The organism is Tsukamurella soli, from assembly GCF_039541155.1.
Lineage (GTDB): Bacteria > Actinomycetota > Actinomycetes > Mycobacteriales > Mycobacteriaceae > Tsukamurella > Tsukamurella soli.
In genome coordinates, this window is sequence record NZ_BAABFR010000064.1 from 14,902 (window position 1) to 30,336 (window position 15,435).

General features: G+C 70.4%; 12 protein-coding genes and 2 pseudogenes. 4 read left to right on the top strand and 10 right to left on the bottom strand.

What is annotated here, in order from left to right; translation table 11 throughout:
* Nucleotides 1–996 precede the first annotated feature (996 nt).
* The 5 genes from ABD908_RS17855 to ABD908_RS17875 all read right to left on the bottom strand — a co-directional run bounded on the left by ABD908_RS17855 (nucleotide 997) and on the right by ABD908_RS17875 (nucleotide 5,147).
* Nucleotides 997–1,926 carry a glycine betaine ABC transporter substrate-binding protein gene (locus tag ABD908_RS17855; RefSeq protein ID WP_344998432.1) on the bottom strand — a complete coding sequence of 310 codons (930 nt, stop codon included), beginning with the start codon at nucleotides 1,924–1,926 and terminating at the stop codon, nucleotides 997–999.
* Between the two features lie 44 nt (nucleotides 1,927–1,970).
* Entirely contained in the window at nucleotides 1,971–2,726 is a 756-nt protein-coding gene (locus ABD908_RS17860) for an ABC transporter permease (protein ID WP_344998410.1), read from the bottom strand.
* Nucleotides 2,723–3,925, bottom strand: a complete 1,203-nt coding sequence (locus ABD908_RS17865; protein WP_344998412.1) for an ATP-binding cassette domain-containing protein — start codon at nucleotides 3,923–3,925, stop codon at nucleotides 2,723–2,725. Before ABD908_RS17865 ends, ABD908_RS17860 begins: the two co-directional genes overlap by 4 nt.
* Nucleotides 3,922–4,566: an ABC transporter permease gene (locus tag ABD908_RS17870; protein WP_344998414.1), complete on the bottom strand. Its 645-nt coding sequence runs from the start codon at nucleotides 4,564–4,566 to the stop codon at nucleotides 3,922–3,924. Before ABD908_RS17870 ends, ABD908_RS17865 begins: the two co-directional genes overlap by 4 nt.
* An 80-nt stretch (nucleotides 4,567–4,646) precedes the next feature.
* Complete coding sequence (locus tag ABD908_RS17875) at nucleotides 4,647–5,147, bottom strand: general stress protein (protein ID WP_344998416.1); 501 nt, start codon at nucleotides 5,145–5,147, stop codon at nucleotides 4,647–4,649.
* A 51-nt stretch (nucleotides 5,148–5,198) separates the two neighbouring features.
* Between ABD908_RS17875 and ABD908_RS17880 the strand changes: the two genes are divergently transcribed.
* The 3 genes and pseudogenes from ABD908_RS17880 to ABD908_RS17890 all read left to right on the top strand — a co-directional run bounded on the left by ABD908_RS17880 (nucleotide 5,199) and on the right by ABD908_RS17890 (nucleotide 8,040).
* Nucleotides 5,199–6,506, top strand: a complete 1,308-nt coding sequence (locus tag ABD908_RS17880) for a magnesium transporter MgtE N-terminal domain-containing protein (RefSeq protein WP_344998418.1) — start codon at nucleotides 5,199–5,201, stop codon at nucleotides 6,504–6,506.
* A pseudogene (locus ABD908_RS17885) lies at nucleotides 6,503–6,994 on the top strand (DUF1003 domain-containing protein); the annotation flags it as partial. The gene ABD908_RS17880 and the pseudogene ABD908_RS17885, both read left to right, overlap by 4 nt.
* A gap of 206 nt (nucleotides 6,995–7,200) precedes the next feature.
* The gene (locus ABD908_RS17890) at nucleotides 7,201–8,040 is read left to right on the top strand and encodes an Rv0361 family membrane protein (protein ID WP_344998420.1); all 840 of its coding nucleotides are present in this window, start codon (nucleotides 7,201–7,203) and stop codon (nucleotides 8,038–8,040) included.
* A 96-nt stretch (nucleotides 8,041–8,136) separates the two neighbouring features.
* Here ABD908_RS17890 and ahcY read toward each other — a convergent pair whose 3' ends face one another.
* A complete protein-coding gene (ahcY, locus tag ABD908_RS17895; protein WP_344998422.1) occupies nucleotides 8,137–9,624 on the bottom strand; it encodes an adenosylhomocysteinase in 1,488 nt (495 codons plus the stop codon).
* Between the two features lie 254 nt (nucleotides 9,625–9,878).
* Nucleotides 9,879–11,768 carry an ABC transporter ATP-binding protein gene (locus ABD908_RS17900; RefSeq protein WP_344998424.1) on the bottom strand — a complete coding sequence of 630 codons (1,890 nt, stop codon included), beginning with the start codon at nucleotides 11,766–11,768 and terminating at the stop codon, nucleotides 9,879–9,881.
* A gap of 501 nt (nucleotides 11,769–12,269) precedes the next feature.
* Between ABD908_RS17900 and ABD908_RS17905 the strand changes: the two genes are divergently transcribed.
* Nucleotides 12,270–12,473: a type II toxin-antitoxin system Phd/YefM family antitoxin gene (locus ABD908_RS17905; protein WP_344998426.1), complete on the top strand. Its 204-nt coding sequence runs from the start codon at nucleotides 12,270–12,272 to the stop codon at nucleotides 12,471–12,473.
* A gap of 41 nt (nucleotides 12,474–12,514) precedes the next feature.
* Here ABD908_RS17905 and ABD908_RS17910 read toward each other — a convergent pair whose 3' ends face one another.
* The 3 genes and pseudogenes from ABD908_RS17910 to ABD908_RS17920 all read right to left on the bottom strand — a co-directional run.
* The gene (locus ABD908_RS17910) at nucleotides 12,515–13,432 is read right to left on the bottom strand and encodes a cation diffusion facilitator family transporter (protein WP_344998428.1); all 918 of its coding nucleotides are present in this window, start codon (nucleotides 13,430–13,432) and stop codon (nucleotides 12,515–12,517) included.
* A gap of 59 nt (nucleotides 13,433–13,491) precedes the next feature.
* Nucleotides 13,492–14,718 (bottom strand): mannose-6-phosphate isomerase, class I, encoded by a 1,227-nt coding sequence (gene manA, locus ABD908_RS17915; RefSeq protein ID WP_344998430.1) that lies wholly within the window; start codon nucleotides 14,716–14,718, stop codon nucleotides 13,492–13,494.
* A pseudogene (locus ABD908_RS17920) lies at nucleotides 14,718–15,435 on the bottom strand (hypothetical protein); the annotation flags it as partial. The pseudogene ABD908_RS17920 and the gene manA, both read right to left, overlap by 1 nt.

Consider the following 15,435-nt stretch of genomic DNA (forward strand, 5'->3'; position numbering starts at 1 on the left):
GACTCGATGTGCCGGGGCGGCCTCCAGGGCTCGGCGCGGATGTGTGGCCTGGTGTGCCGAGGTGGCCGCCAGGGCCGGGGGTCGGCGCCGATGTGTGGCGCGGCCCGGGGACAGGCACGGGCATATGCCCAGTGCCGGGGGTGGGCGTCGGCATGTGACCCACGCCAGGAGTGGGCGTGAGCGCGGTGCCGGGACCCGGTGTGGGCGTGGGCGTGTGCCCCGGCGTCGGGGCAAGGGCAGGGGCAGGGGCAGGGGCAGAGCCTCCGCCGGTGGGCCCCGTCGGCACCCCCGAGCAGAGTTCTGGGTCGCCGGCGCAGGGATCGGTCGGCGCCGGGGCGGCCGGGGCAGGGGCGCTCGCCGCGGGCGCGACAGCACCACCCCCGGTATCCGCGGATGGTGCTGTCGGCCCCGTGCTCCCGGTGTCCGTGCTCCCGGTGTCGGCGCCTCCGGTGTCCGTGCTGCCGGTGTCGGCGCCCCCAGTGTCGGCGCTCCCGGCATCCGTGCTCCCGGTGTCCGTGCTCCCGGTGTCGGCGCCCCCGGTGTCGGTGGTGGTGTCATCGACCGGGAGCAGCGCGAGGCCACCCGTTGAGACGGCGGAGAGCCTGACCGTGAGAGGCGCGGCGGTGGCGTCCGGAGCGACGGCGCCGAACGTCAGCGCGGCCCCTGCGCCGATCGCCGCGAGGGCGAGACCGAGAGTTCTGGGATTCGGCGCGTGACTCATGACAGGGCTCCAACCGCCTGGGGGCTTCAGATCTGTCACAGAAAGTAGCCGCGCGCAGGCGCTGTGAACCCTCGTGCCAGCGGGTTGCCCGTCAACCTGCAGAACAGCCACAGGCAGGTAGCCCGCTGACAGTGGATTCTGCGACGGCGCCCGGCGCAACCACAGACCGGTGCCGTAGGTCTACGGTTCACGCGCCCGAAACGTGCTGCCGCTACAGTCTATTCGGCTGCGGGAGCACCTTTCGGCAGCGGGAACGACGTCGCGGTGTGGCCGGGTCAGCGGATCAGGTGCTGGGACCGCAGCCAGTCGGCGGCGACGGTGGCGGGGTCCTCCCCGTCGATGTCGACGCGGCCGTTGAGCTCCTGCATCACCGAATCGCTGAGCCGTTTGGAGATCTCGTCGACGATCGGGCCGATCTGCGGGTAGCGCTGCAGCACGACGGTACGGATGACCGGGGTGCCGGAGTAAGGCAGGAAGTAGTGTCGGTCATCTTGCAGCACATGTAGATTCAAATTCTTGATCCGGCCGTCCGTGGTGTACACCTCACCGAACAGACAGGTGCCCTTCGCGGTCGCGGTGTACACGATGCCCTGGTCCATCGTCGTGATCGCGGTACGCGGAACACCGCCGGGCGCACCCAGCGGCATCGAGTACTTCACCAGCATCGGACCGAGACCGTCTGGCCGGGAAGCGAATTCGGCGTCGACACAGAATGTCCGCTGCGCGGGCGGCAGCTTGCGGATGTCGGACATCGTGCGGATCCCGGTGCGCTTGTACTGCGCGTCGTTCATCGCGAAGGCATAGGTGTCGTTGAAGTTCGCGGGCGGCAGCCAGGTGAGCCCGTTGCGCAGCTCACGGTCGTGTACCTGCTGCCACAGCTCATGCGGGTCCGAGATCACCGACGACTGACCGAGATAGCTGACCCAGCCGGTCCCGGTGTACTCCCATTGGATGTCGGCGTGTCCCGAGGTCTGCGCTTGCCGCGCCGACATCGAGCCCGGCGCATTGGTCATGTCCGTGACCTTCGCCCCCTCGGCGGCGAGCAGGGTCACCGTCATCTTCCCCAGGATCACGCCCTCGGTGAACGACTTCGATGTGACCACGATCGAGGCGCCCGCGAGCGGGTGCCTCCCGTCGACCGACTGTCCCGATACGAACGCCCCGGACGAGCTGTGCAGCCCGCAGCCGCCCGTCACCGTCAGCATCACGGTGGCGGCGAGGGTCGCGACGCCGGCCCGCCAGCGCGCGGTCACCCGATCGCTCCGGCGCCGCGCAGGCCGCGGGGCGTGAGCAGGTACTCCGCGAGTCGCGCGATCCAGTCGATGGTCACCGCGAGCAGCGCGACGAGGACGGCGCCGGAGGCCAGGAGCGACGGCAGGAACAACGTGATGCCGGTGGTGATCAGCACGCCGAGCCCACCGGCGCCGATGAAGGTGCCGAGCGTGGCCGTGCCGACCAGGATCACCAGCGCGGTGCGGACACCGTTGAGGATCACCGGCAGGGCGAGGGGCAACTCGACCTGCAGCAGCGTGCGCAGGCCCGAGAAGCCGATGCCGCGCGCCGCCTCGACGGTCTTCGAGTCCACGCGCCGCAGGCCGGTCACCGTGTTCTGCAGGATCGGCAGGATCGCGTACACGACCAGCGCCGCCACGGCGGTGCGGAAGCCCGTGCCGAGCCACATCGCGAACAGGACGACCATGCCGAGCGCCGGCGCGGCCTGCCCGATGTTGGCCAGGTTCACCACGATCGGTGCGACCCGGGAGAACACCGGCCGCGTGACCAACACCCCGAGGGGCACCGCGATGACCAGCACGATCACGGTGGCGACGATGGTGATCTCGATGTGTTCGCCGATCGACGACCCCAGGACACCCCACTGCAGCTGCACCGCCTCGGTGGCGGAGAAGTGGGTGACGCCGTGCCAGACGACGAAGCCGATTCCCACGACGAGGACCAGCACCGGTTCCACCCACAGGTCGATCGGCACCCGCCACCGCACCCTCACGCGCCTTCCTCCGTCCGCCGCTGCGCCGCCAGGTAGGTATCGGCCGCGTCCTCGGGACGCGCTGTGGCCTGCACCTGCCGGACCCGTGCCATGACCGCCTCGATGGTCACCGAGCCGACCAGGCGCCCCCTGTCGAGCACGAGCGTGCCGCCCTGGGTCGCGGCCAGCATGATGTCGACGGCGTCGGCGAGCGTGGCCGTGGTGTCGACGATGGGCAGCCGCCGATCGACGAAGTCGGTCACCGTCGGGCCCGACGCGACCTCGTCGAGCGTCGGCCACGCCTGTGGTCGACCGGCACCGTCGAGCACCACGATCCAGCTGCGGCCCGCGACCTTCGCGCGGGTCACGACCTCGCCGGACGGCTCGCCCGGACGCGCCTCGACCACCGGCTCGAGGTCCAGCTCGGCCACCGTCGACAGTGACAGATGCCGGAGGGTCGCTCCGGACCCGACGAACTCCTCGACGAACGGCGTGGCCGGGGCCGTGAGGATCGCGTCCGGGGTCGCGTACTGCTCGACGTGCCCGCCCTCGGAGAGGATCAGGACGCGATCGCCGAGCTTGATCGCCTCCTCGATGTCGTGCGTGACGATCACGATGGTCTTGCCCAGTTCACCCTGGATCGCGAGCAGGCTGTCCTGCAGCCGCACGCGCGTGATGGGGTCGACCGCGCCGAACGGCTCGTCCATCAGCAGCACCGGCGGGTCTGCGGCGAGCGCCCGCGCGACGCCGACCCGCTGCTGCTGCCCGCCCGACATGTCCTTGGGGAACCGACCGCGGAACTCACCCGGGTCGAGTCCCACCAGGTCGAGCAACTCGTCGGTGCGCGCGGCGATCCGCTTCTTGTCCCAGCCGAGCATCCGCGGCACCGCACCGACGTTGCGCGCGGTGGTCCAGTGCGGGAACAGCCCGCCGGACTGGATGACGTAGCCGATGCTGCGCCGCAACTCGTCCGAGTCGGCCTCCAGCGCGTTGCGGCCGCCGATCAGGATCCGGCCGGACGTGGGCTCGATGAGCCGGTTGATCATCTTGAGGGTCGTGGTCTTGCCGCACCCGGACGGCCCGACGAAGGCGACGATGTGCCCGGCCTCCAGGGTCAGGTCGAGCTGCTCCACGGCCGGTCGAGCCTGTCCGGGATAACTCTTCGACACCCCGTCGAGTTCGATCGCGACGCCTGTGGTCTGGGCTGAGTGTTCGGTCATGCGAGCCCCCTCGAGATGGTCAGCCGGCCGAGTAGCACGAGCAGCGCGTCGAGGACGAGCGCGATGATCACGATCAGCACGGTGCCGGTGAACGCGGATTCCAGAGCGCCCGCACCGCCGAGGCGCGACAGGCCGGAGAAGATCAGGGAGCCGAGCCCAGGCCCGAGGACGTATGCGACCACCGCCGCCACGCCGACCACCATCTGGGTGCTCACCCGCACACCCGTGAGGATCACCGGCCAGGCGAACGGCAGCTCGACCGACACCAGCACCCGCCAGCGCGGCATCCCGATACCGCGGGCGGCCTCGGTCACCGTCACAGGGACCGAGCGCAGGCCGACGATCGCGGAGGTGAGGACGGGCAGCGCGGCGTAGAACGCGAGCATCGACACGGACGGTGCCACGCCGAGCCCGAGCGGGATGATGAGCAGGGCCAGGAGCGCGAGCGACGGGATCGTGAGCCCGACGCCCGCGAGCGCGGTGGTCAGTGCAGCGGCCGCCCGGCTGCGGTACACCGCCACCGCGACCGCCAGCGCGATCACCACGCCGAGGACGACGCACTGCACCACGAGCGACAGGTGCTGGTACGTCAGGAACAGCAGCTGCCCCGCCCTGCCGTGGAGGAACCTTCCGAGATGCATGGCCCTCCGCCGGTAGGTTCATGTATTAGTAAGCACAATGAACCTAGCGCCCGGCGGAGAGATATGTGCGGTTCTGCGAATCAGGTGATGTTCAACTTGGCGAGCATGTCCCGCGCCCGCTCGGCGGTCTTGGGTTCGCACAACACGTCGTATCGGCCCGCTACCAGCTGCATCGTCGATGAGAAGTCGCGCGTGCCACGGGTGGCCGCGTACGGGATGGCAGTTGTGATCACGCCGAACACAATTCCGCCAATCAGGCCCGCGAGCAGCGATCCGATGGCGTGACCGGTGAAGAAGCCCACCAGCAGGCCGAGGAAGACGCCCAGCCACGCGCCGGACACCATGCCCGCACCGATGACGCGTCCCCACGTGAGCCGCCCGGTGACCTTCTCGACCTGCATCAGGTCGACGCCCACGATCGTGACATCCTGGACGGGGAACTGCTCGTCAGACAGGTAATCGACGGCCCGTTGAGCCTGCGCGTACGTCGAATAGGAACCGATCGGCCAGCCCTTCGGAGGCTCGGGTAGGCCACGGCCGGGCTGTTTACCGGGCCGTCCACCGGGGATGGGGCTCGTCATGTCTCGGGCCTCCTGTTCTTGGGTGTCCCTTGAGAATCTACCCTGTGCGCCATGGCAGCAGCCTCCAAAGTATTCGTCGCGCGACTCGCGGGACTCCAGGTGTACGGCCCTGACGGCGAGTCGGTCGGGCGGGTCCGCGACGCGGTCGTCGTGGTGCGCGACAGCCCACGCCCCCCGCGGGTATTGGGACTGGTCGTGGAACTCGCGAACCGGCGTCGGATCTTCGTCCCGATGCTGCGCGTGACGGGGATCGAGCCCGGCGCCATCACCCTGAACACGGGCTCCGTGAGCCTGCGCCGCCTACACATGCGGGCCGGCGAGGCGCTCGTGCTGGGCCAGATCGTGGGCACCCGCGTCCACGTCCGGGACCCCGACGTCCCGGCGCCCGACGGTGCCGGCCCCTCCGCCGGGACGCAGGGCGTCGAGGCCACCGTCGTCGACGTGGGGATCGAGCAGACCCGCACCCGCGACTGGGTGGTGCACCGGGTGGCCGTGCGGCTGCGCGCGGGCCGAAGCCGCCTGGGTCGACGCGGCGGCACCGAGGTGGTGGACGCGGCGTCGGTGACCGGATTCACCATGGGTGCGCTGTCCGGAGCCGACCACGAGGTGGCGATGGTGATGGCGCAGTACGAGGACCTGCGCGCCGCAGACATCGCCAATGCGCTGCGGGAGCTGCCTGCCGAGCGGCGCCTACGGCTCGCGGCTGCTTTCGACGACGAGAAGCTCGCCGACATCCTGCAGGAGCTGCCCGACGACGACCAGTCGGAGGTGATCGGCTACCTGCCGCTGCGCCGTGCCGCGGACGTGCTCGAGGCGATGGACCCCGACGACGCGGCCGACCTCCTCGGCGAGCTGCCCGTGCGGCAACGCGAGGAGTTGCTGGCCGTGATGGACCCGGAGGACTCCGGCACCGTCCGCACCCTGCTGACCTACTCCCCCGACACCGCGGGCGGCATGATGACGCCCGAGCCGATCATCGTGGATCCGACGACCACCGTCGCCGAGTGCCTTGCGCGCGCCCGGAACCCGGACATCACCCCGGCCGCCGCCAGCCTGGTGTTCGTGGTCCGGCCCCCGACCGCCACCCCCACCGGCCGCTACCTGGGCTGCGTGCACCTGCAGCGACTGTTGCGCGAGCCGCCCGCCGAACTGGTCGGCGGCGTGCTCGACAACCAGCTACCGCACCTGCGGCCCGAGGAGCCGCTGAGCGCCGTGACCCGCTACTTCGCGGCGTACAACCTCGTATGTGGGCCGGTGATCGACTCCGAGCAGCACCTGCTGGGCGCGGTTACCGTCGACGACGTGCTCGATCATCTGCTACCCGACGACTGGCGCGAGGAAGAGGACATGCCGCGATGACCGACACCCGCTCGTCGAGACTCGACACGCCCCGGGTCAAGCGCACGATCGCGCTGAACCTCGGCGACGACCTGATCGGCCAGGGCAGCGAGCGCGTCGCCCGCTTCCTCGGCACCGGGCGATATCTGATGATCCAGACGGTGATCGTGGTCGTCTGGGTGGCGCTCAACGTCACATGGGTGGCGCTGCGCTTCGACCCGTACCCGTTCATCCTGCTCAACCTGGCCTTCTCGACGCAGGCCGCCTACGCGGCGCCACTGATCCTGCTGGCGCAGAACCGGCAGGAGAGCCGCGACCGGGTCTCGCTCGACGAGGACCGCACCCGTGCCGCGCAGACCAAGGCCGACACTGAGTTCCTGGCGCGGGAGCTGGCGTCGGTGCGCCTGGCAGTGGGCGACGGGGTGAGCCGCGACTACCTACGACGCGAGCTCGACGAGATCCACGAGAAACTGGACGCCCTGGTGTCCGCGTTGGGGCAGCAGGGCATCGCGCCGGCCGGCCCCGGCTCCGGCTCCGGGAAGGGCAAGAAGAAGGGCAAGGCGGCGCGGGCGACCCTGGAGAGCCTTGCAGCCCGGGACCAGGGTGCCGACACTGCGGGCACGGTCGCCGACGGTGGCGTCGGGGCCGACGGGGCCGACGGCTCGACCGGTGCCGACGCTGTGGAGGTGTGAACGCGGGGTCGTAGGCTGGGAGGATGACGCGCGCGGATGCCCCGAACGGCGGGACTGCGTACCAGCACGTCGGCGGCCCCGTCTACGAGTACCCGGTGCTGTCGTCCGAGACCTATCGCCGACTCGGCATCCCCGAGCCCAGCCGCCCCGGCCAGGCTCCACCGCCCCCGCCCGGCACGGCACTGGTGACAGGCACCCGATCGCCGTACATGGGCTACGAGATCCCGACGCACGTGGCCGGAACTCCTTGGCGCACAGCGCCTACGACCCCTGCAGCGAAGGACGTGCCCCGGCCCGGCCCGGCACCGTCCGGCCCGGCACCGTCGGGCCCGGCACCGTCGGGCCCGGCACCGTCGGGCCCGGCACCGTCGGGCCCGGGAGCGGGGCGCAGCAGCGGGCCCTCAACTCCCCTGATCGTCGGCGTGACGACGGCGATCGTGGTGCTGATCATCGTGGTGGCGGCGGCCATCGTGGTGACGGTGATACTCGGCCGCCAGGGGACGGACACCGATGCCATCCGATCCACCATCACCGCCGAGAACGACGCCTACAACGATCGCGACTTCCAGGCGATGCTCGCCACGCACTGCACGGCCGACGTGGCGACGCTGCAGTCGCGGTACACGGAGCAGACGTTCGCCGCGTCCGTGGACGCGCGGGTCGGGCCCTCGGGGACGTGGGCGGTGACGGTGTCGGACATCACGGTCGACCGCGCCGACGGCACCGCCACGGCGACGGAGGCCGCGACACCGTCGGCGACCGCGGCCGGCCTCGACAGCCAGCCGATGACGGTGACCGAGGTGGTGGCGTTGCGCAAGGAGTCGGGTCGCTGGAAGTTGTGCCTGTCGGATGCGAACAACTGACACGGCGCGGTCGCCGTCGGGGGCCGCGCCGCCCTACGCAAGGCGCCGCCCCACCTGCAGGTGCAGAGGGGGCGGCGCCTTGCGCAGGGGAGCTGATCAGTACCGGTAGTGCTCCGGCTTGTACGGGCCCTCGACATCGACGCCGATGTACTCCGCCTGGTCCTTGGTGAGCCTGGTCAGCCGGCCGCCGAGCGCCTCGACGTGGATCTTCGCGACCTTCTCGTCCAGGTGCTTGGGGAGGCGGTAGACCTCGCATGCGTACTCGTCGGGCTTGGTCCACAGCTCGATCTGCGCGATCACCTGGTTGCTGAAGCTGTTGGACATCACGAACGACGGGTGGCCGGTGGCGTTGCCCAGGTTGAGCAAACGACCCTCGGACAGGACGATGATCGAGTTGCCGCTCTCCGGGAACGTCCACAGGTCGACCTGCGGCTTGATGGTGGTGCGGTGCGCCCCGGACTTCTCCAGCCCGGCCATATCGATCTCGTTGTCGAAGTGGCCGATGTTGCCCAGGATCGCCTGGTCCTTCATCGCCTTCATGTGCTCGAGCAGGATGATGTCCTTGTTGCCCGTGGAGGTGACCACGATGTCGGCCTTGCCGATCGCGTCCTCGACAGTGACGACGTCGAAGCCGTCCATCAGGGCCTGCAGCGCGTTGATCGGGTCGATCTCGGTGACCTGCACGCGCGCGCCCTGGCCCGCGAGGGACTCGGCGCAACCCTTGCCCACGTCGCCGTAGCCGCAGATCAAGACCTTCTTGCCGCCGATCAGCACGTCGGTGCCGCGGTTGATGCCGTCGACCAGGCTGTGCCGGGTGCCGTACTTGTTGTCGAACTTGGACTTGGTGACCGAGTCGTTGACGTTGATCGCCGGGAACTTCAGCTCACCCGCGGCGGCGAACTGGTACAGCCGCAGCACGCCGGTGGTGGTCTCCTCGGTGACGCCCTTGATCGAGTCGGCGATCGTGGTCCACTTGGTCTTGTCCTGCTCGTACCGGTGCCGCAGCAGCTCGAGGAACACCTGGTACTCGGCGCTGTCGGCGTCCGGGTCGACCGGCGGCACCACGCCCGCGGCCTCGAACTGCGCTCCGCGCAGGACCAGCATGGTGGCGTCGCCACCGTCGTCGAGGATCATGTTCGCCGGACGCGGGGTCCCATCGGCGGCGTCGGGCCAGGTGAGCATCTGCTCCGCCGCCCACCAGTACTCCTCGAGCGATTCGCCCTTCCAGGCGAACACGGGGACGCCCTTCGGCTCCTCGACGGTGCCGTGCGGTCCGACGACGATGGCGGCGGCGGCCTCGTCCTGGGTGGAGAAGATGTTGCACGACGCCCACCGCACCTGCGCACCGAGCGACACCAGGGTCTCGATCAGCACGGCCGTCTGCACCGTCATGTGCAGCGAGCCGGAGATGCGAGCCCCCTCGAGCGGCAGCACCTCCGCGTACTCGCGGCGCAGCGCCATCAGACCCGGCATCTCGTGCTCGGCGAGCTGGATCTGCTTGCGGCCGAAGTCCGCGAGGGACAGGTCCGCCACCTTGAAGTCGATTCCGTTCGCCGTATCGGCGGTCAGCTCAGTGGTAGTCACGGGGTCCAGGCTATCTGCCCGCCCCTGATCGACATGTGCACGGTTCCGTCGCCCGACCAACATGTGCACCCTTCCGTCGGTCAGCGTGGTCCGGCCACGAGTGCCGATCTGCGGTTTCGTACACCGGAGGTCCGCCCGTCGTACAAAGCCGCAGACTCGCGCCGGGGGCGCCGTCAGGACGGCGAATCCACACAGATGCGACTGCCTGCCGCCGACGGAACGGTGCACATGTTGACGGGGCGACCGACGGGCCGTCAGCGTCGCCGGATCCGGTACCGGCGGCCATCGCCGGAGTGCTCGGCAGGCGCGGCCACCTGCGGTCCGGGTTCGACGGTGCCCGCGAATCCGGTCGCGTCGGATCCGGTCACCTCGTCGGGCTCGGGTGCGGAAGAGCCGTACTCGAGGTGCTCGCGATCGGCGGGTCGGATCACGCCGCGGTCGGCCTGGTAGACCGAGTCCGCGGCCGCGACCAGGATCGGGTCGTGGGTGATCACGAGCACCGTGCGGTGCACCGCCAGCGCGCGCAGCGACCGTGCAAGGAGCTCGGTGTTCTCCTTGTCGAGGCCCGTGCTGGGCTCGTCGAAGATCACGACGGGCGTGTCACGGGCGATGGCGCGTGCCAGCGCGATGCGCTGCCGCTGGCCACCCGACAGCTCGGGACCGCCGAGGGTGATCTCGGTGCCGTATCCGTCGGGCAGCTGGTCGACGAACTCGTCTGCGCGAGCCACCCGCGCAGCCGCGCGGACTACCTCGTCGGCCGCACCTGAGACCGCGCCGTGCGAGCCGGACCCGCCCGGCGTGTCACCGTCGACCTCGGAGTCCGGGGCGGCGCCGTAGCCGATGTTCTCGCCGATCGTGCCGCTGCGGATCACGGCGCGTTGGGGGACGAGCGTCACGGCGGCGCGGATCTGCCCGCCGCTCATCGCGGATTCGTCCCGGCCGGCCAGCAGCAGGCTGCCGGAATCGGGTCGCTCCATGCCCGCGACGAGGGCGCCGAAGGTCGACTTGCCGGAGCCGCTGGGGCCGGTGATGACGGTGACGGTGCCCGGGGCCGCCGCGAACTCGGCGACGCGCAGCGTGAACGCGTCCGACCGGCGCAGCTGCACGCCCGCGGCGGTGACGGCCACCGGCCCGCTGTCGGCGGCCCGCACCCGGCCGGGGTGGGGCCCGGCGGACTCGTCGTCGGACAGGTCGCCGACCACCTCGAGGATGCGGTCGGCGCTGACGGCCGCGCCGACCAGCGCCAGGCGCGTCTCGCTGATCTCCTGGATCTTGGGGTACAGATAGGCGAGGTAACCGGACAGCGCGATCAGCGAGCCGATGCTCAGGTGCCCCTCGCGGACCAGGATCACGCCGCCGACGGTGACCACGATCATCGTCAGCACCTCCGCGGAGCCGAGGATCCCGCCGAAGGCCGCCTCGACGCGTGCCTCGCGCATGCGGGCCAGGAACAGCTGGACGCCGCGGCGGTGGATCAGGCCGGACTCCGCGCCCTCCATGTTGTGTAGCCGGACGTGCTCGTGGGTCGAGAGGATCTCGTTGAGTGAGCCACCAAGGGCGCTGTGGCTGGTGCGCTCGGAGATGGTGACCCGTTCCTGGACACCGCGGAACGCGAGGGAGATACCCATCAGGATCGGCACGGCGATCAGCGCGACCACCGTGAGCTGCCAGCTCATGTAGAACGCGACACCGACGAGCCCCAGGGTGGTGAGCCCGGCAATGATCGCCTGCACCACCGACGAGCTGAGCGCGGTCTCGAGCACGATGACGTCCTCGGTGAGGCGCACCACCAGGTCGCCGATCGACCAGCGCTTGAGCTCGTCGAGCGGGATGCCCTGCGCGCGGCGGAACATCGCGTCGCGGAGGGCGAGGACGACGCCCTCACTACCGCGGGTGCACGCGATGGTGCCGAAGTACGTGAGCACAGCGCCGAGCGCGGTGACCCCGACCCAGCTGGCGACCGAGACGACCATCTGACTGGTCGAGTGCGCCTCGAGCACCGCGTTGAGGACGTCCGCCATCACCAGCACCGACACCACGTCGACCACCGCCGCGAGGCACAGCAGCACCAGGCCGCGGGCGATCACCCACCGGTGTGGCCTCGCGAACGACCACAGCAGCGCCAACAGGCCTCTCTGTCCCACGAACTCCCTCTCGTCTGTTCTTCACCATGGTCACCCGCCGGGCATGCCGACCGTCGACCCGACACGGCCCGACACAAAGGCGGGGCCGACCCTTCGGTCGGCCCCGCCCCGGAGATCTCCTGTCCGATTATGCGGACTCGACGATCACTGGAAAACCCAGCGGCGGTTCTTCGCGTCCCACCGCTTGGTCCGCTTCTTCGGCGCCGGTACGGGCTTGGGCTTGGGCTTGTAGACCTTGGCCATCGTTCGTCTCCTCGTCATTCGTCCGGCACACGCCGGGCGTTTCATCACTGTCGGAAGGCATGATGCCCGAGCCTCCTCGAGCGCCCCCACCAGCGACCTGAGAATCTCCTGTGCGCGCTCCGTGGAACGCCGTGTCGCACTCCGGCAGGGCTCGCCGGTGCCCACATCGCCGCAGGTGGAACGCCCACAAAAGCCGACCCGCCGGTAACATTTCGCCTTCGGTTGGCGTACCCGCGGGTAACCCTTACCGTCGGCGATATGACCAAGACATACAAGCACACCACGGATCAGACGGTCGCCGAGCTGCTGAAGATCGTCGAGACCGGAGACGACGTGTTGATCACGCGCGACGGCAAGCCGATCGCCGTCCTGACCGCCGCGCTCCCCACCCCACAGGCCGTGGCATCGATGAAGGCGTTCGACATCCCCGACTCGTTCTACGAGAACCTGCCCGGCTACTGATCCACCCCGAGCCGGACCCGACTCCGCGCCCCGCCCCTCCCTCACGTAGCCGCCCGGTCCAGATCGGGTTCCAGGTACACCACCCGCGCAGCCGGCACGGCCGCGCGCAGGGCGATCTCGGCTGCGTCTATGCCCTCTGCGATCTCCCGAGCCGACGAAGCCTCGGGGATCGCGACCTTCGCCGCCACCAGCAGTTCGTCCGGCCCCAGATACTGCGTCTTGCAGTGGATCACTCGCTGAACCATCGGCGCGGACTCGAGCGCGGCGTGGATCGCGGCGGTCTCCTCGTCGGTGGCGCCCTCGCCGATCAGCAGCGACTGCATCTCCACGATGAGCACCGCCGCGATCACGCCCAGCAGCATGCCGATCGCGAGCGTGCCGACACCGTCGAACACGGGCATGTCGAGGCCCCACGTGAGGCCCACCCCCAGCAGCGCCAGGACCAGGCCGATCAGTGCGCCCGAGTCCTCCAACAGCACCACCGGCAGCTCCGGGTTCCGCGAGCGTCGGATGAATCCCCACCAGGACGCATCACCCTTCAGCGACCGTGACTCCTTGATGGCTGTAGCGAACGAGTAGCCCTCGAGGCACAACGCGCCGGCCAGGATCAGCACGGCGACGATCGGCGCCTCCATGCGCTCCGGGTGCATGATCTTGTGGATGCCCTCGTAGATCGCGAACAGCGAGCCGAGCGTGAAGATCACCAGCGCGACCACGAACGAATAGAAGTACCGTGACCTGCCGTAGCCGAACGGGTGCAGGCCGTCGGCGTTGCGCCGGGCCTGCGCCTGCCCGACCAGCAGCAGCCCCTGGTTGGCGGTGTCCGCCAGCGAGTGCACGGCCTCGGCGATCATCGACGACGACCCGGTCACCAGGAAGCCGATGAATTTGAGGACCGCGATCCCCGCGTTGGCCGACATCGCGGCAACGATGGCCTTCTTGGACCCCTCAGCGCTCACGGGTAGAACCTAGCCGATCCCGACGTTTCGGGCGTGATCCATCGCCCACGCGCCCGAAGTCAGTGGCTGGCGACCAGCGTCCGGAAGAACTCGGCACGCTGCGAGTGGGCCGTCACCACCACGCCGGGATCGGAGGCGGACATCCACACGCCGCGGCCGGCCTCGACGACGACGGTGCCGCAGTGGTCGCGCACCGTCACCGCCCCCGACGTCACCACCAGCAGCTGCGGCCCACGGGAATCCAGCTCGATCACGTTGGACCGCAGCAGCGCGGTTCCGTCCAGGATCACCCGGGACAGCCGGAACTCGGGCGCCGGCGTCAGGTACACCAGCTCGTTGCCCACGGTGCGCACCTGGGGCTGCAGCCCTTCGGGCCTCCGCGGCTCGAAGTCGACGACGCGCAACAGCTCGGGCACGTCGACGTGCTTGGGCGTGAGGCCGCCACGCAGCACGTTGTCGGAGTTGGCCATCACCTCCACACCCACACCGCTCACGTACGCGTGCAGGTTGCCGGCGGACATGTACAGGGCCTCCCCCGGCTCGAGCACGAGGCGGTTGAGCAGCAGCACCGCGAGCACTCCCGCGTCGCCCGCGTACCGCTCCCCCAGGCCGAGCGCGAGCTCCACCTCGCCGCGATAGGTATCGTCCGGGCCGTCGAGGTAACGCCGGCAGCCCGCGAGGACCGCCGGGATCAGCGCCGCGAGCGCGGGCTGCGGCAGGGTGATCCACGTGGTGAACAGGGCGCGCAGCCCCATCGAGTCGGGCTGCCCGGAGAGCAGCCCCAGGTAGGTGTCGAGTTGGGGGACCTGCAGCGCGCGCAGGAGCTCGACGGTGGCCTTGGGGTCCCGGAAGCCGGCCAGCGCCTCGAACCGGCTGAGCGCCACCACCACCTCGGGCTTGTGGTTGGGGTCGCGGTAGTTGCGATCGGACGCGGACACATCGATGCCCGCGGCGTTCTCGCGGGCGAATCCCTCGGCGGCCTGCTCCCGCGACGGGTGCGCCTGCAGTGACAGCGGCTCCTCGGCGGCGAGCACCTTGACCAGGTAGGGCAGCGCGGGGCCGAACTCGTCGACGCACTGCGGGCCCAGCTCACCGTCGGGGTCGGCGGCGATGGCGGTCAACAGATCCGTGCCACTGCCGGGCAGGCGCGCGGGGTCCGCGGGGTGGGCGCCGAACCACAGCTCGGCCTCGGGATGCGGGGACGGGACGGGCCGGTGCTGCATCGCCGCCAACGCGGTCCGCGAGCCCCACGCGTAGGGCCGGATCACTCCCTCGATCTCTCGCATCACGCCTCCCCCGACAGCCGCCGGTAGACCATGGCCAGATCGCACCGCACGACCAAGCCCAACAGCTCGGCTGCCTCGGCTCGCACGCCTGCGGCGCGCCCGCCGTCGCCGATCGGATCGACACCAACAGTACGGTTCTCGGCTGCGGCGGACTCGCCCGGTCCCGGCGCCCCCTCGCCCGCCTCGTCGATCACCAGCAGCTCCACATCACCCACCGCGCGCAGCCGCGTCGCCGTGTCGAACTGCCGGGACACGTCCGTCACGGCGAGCACGCGGACGGGGATCTGCGCCGGGGGCGCGTCGATGAAGGGGTCGTGGAACAGCGGGTCGACGGGTTCGGCCGCGACCGCACCGTGCACCGGGGCCGCGACCAGCTCGGGGATCGCCAGCTGCAGCTCGGTCAGGCCGACGACGGCCGCCACCTGCCCGCCCAGCGCGAGGGCCTGCGTCGCGGCGTGCTCGGCGATCGCGAGGCCGGGGACGGTGTCGGCGGTGAACACGATCCGGCGGCCGATCATGCGCGTGGCGAGCCGTTTCGCCGGGTTGCCGTCGAGCTCGCGGTCCGGATGCCCGCGCAGAGCCTCGGCGTCGAGGCGGTCGGCCAGGGCGAACAGGAAGCCGGCCACATCGGCCCGCGGGTCGGCGGCGCGCGTGCGCCCCAGCAGGGCGACGGAGGCGACCAGCGCGGCGGCGACGCCGACGAAGCCGAACCGCTCG

What these genes read in the sequence shown, in the direction of transcription:
- ABD908_RS17855 (WP_344998432.1), bottom strand. Translation starts at nt 1,926, where the DNA reads ATGCTGACGGTGACGGGCGGCTGCGGGCTGCACAGCTCGTCCGGGGCG.
- ABD908_RS17865 (WP_344998412.1), bottom strand. Translation starts at nt 3,925, where the DNA reads ATGACCGAACACTCAGCCCAGACCACAGGCGTCGCGATCGAACTCGAC.
- ABD908_RS17870 (WP_344998414.1), bottom strand. Translation starts at nt 4,566, where the DNA reads ATGCATCTCGGAAGGTTCCTCCACGGCAGGGCGGGGCAGCTGCTGTTC.
- ABD908_RS17875 (WP_344998416.1), bottom strand. Translation starts at nt 5,147, where the DNA reads ATGACGAGCCCCATCCCCGGTGGACGGCCCGGTAAACAGCCCGGCCGT.
- ABD908_RS17880 (WP_344998418.1), top strand. Translation starts at nt 5,199, where the DNA reads ATGGCAGCAGCCTCCAAAGTATTCGTCGCGCGACTCGCGGGACTCCAG.
- ABD908_RS17890 (WP_344998420.1), top strand. Translation starts at nt 7,201, where the DNA reads ATGACGCGCGCGGATGCCCCGAACGGCGGGACTGCGTACCAGCACGTC.
- ABD908_RS17905 (WP_344998426.1), top strand. Translation starts at nt 12,270, where the DNA reads ATGACCAAGACATACAAGCACACCACGGATCAGACGGTCGCCGAGCTG.
- manA (WP_344998430.1), bottom strand. Translation starts at nt 14,718, where the DNA reads ATGCGAGAGATCGAGGGAGTGATCCGGCCCTACGCGTGGGGCTCGCGG.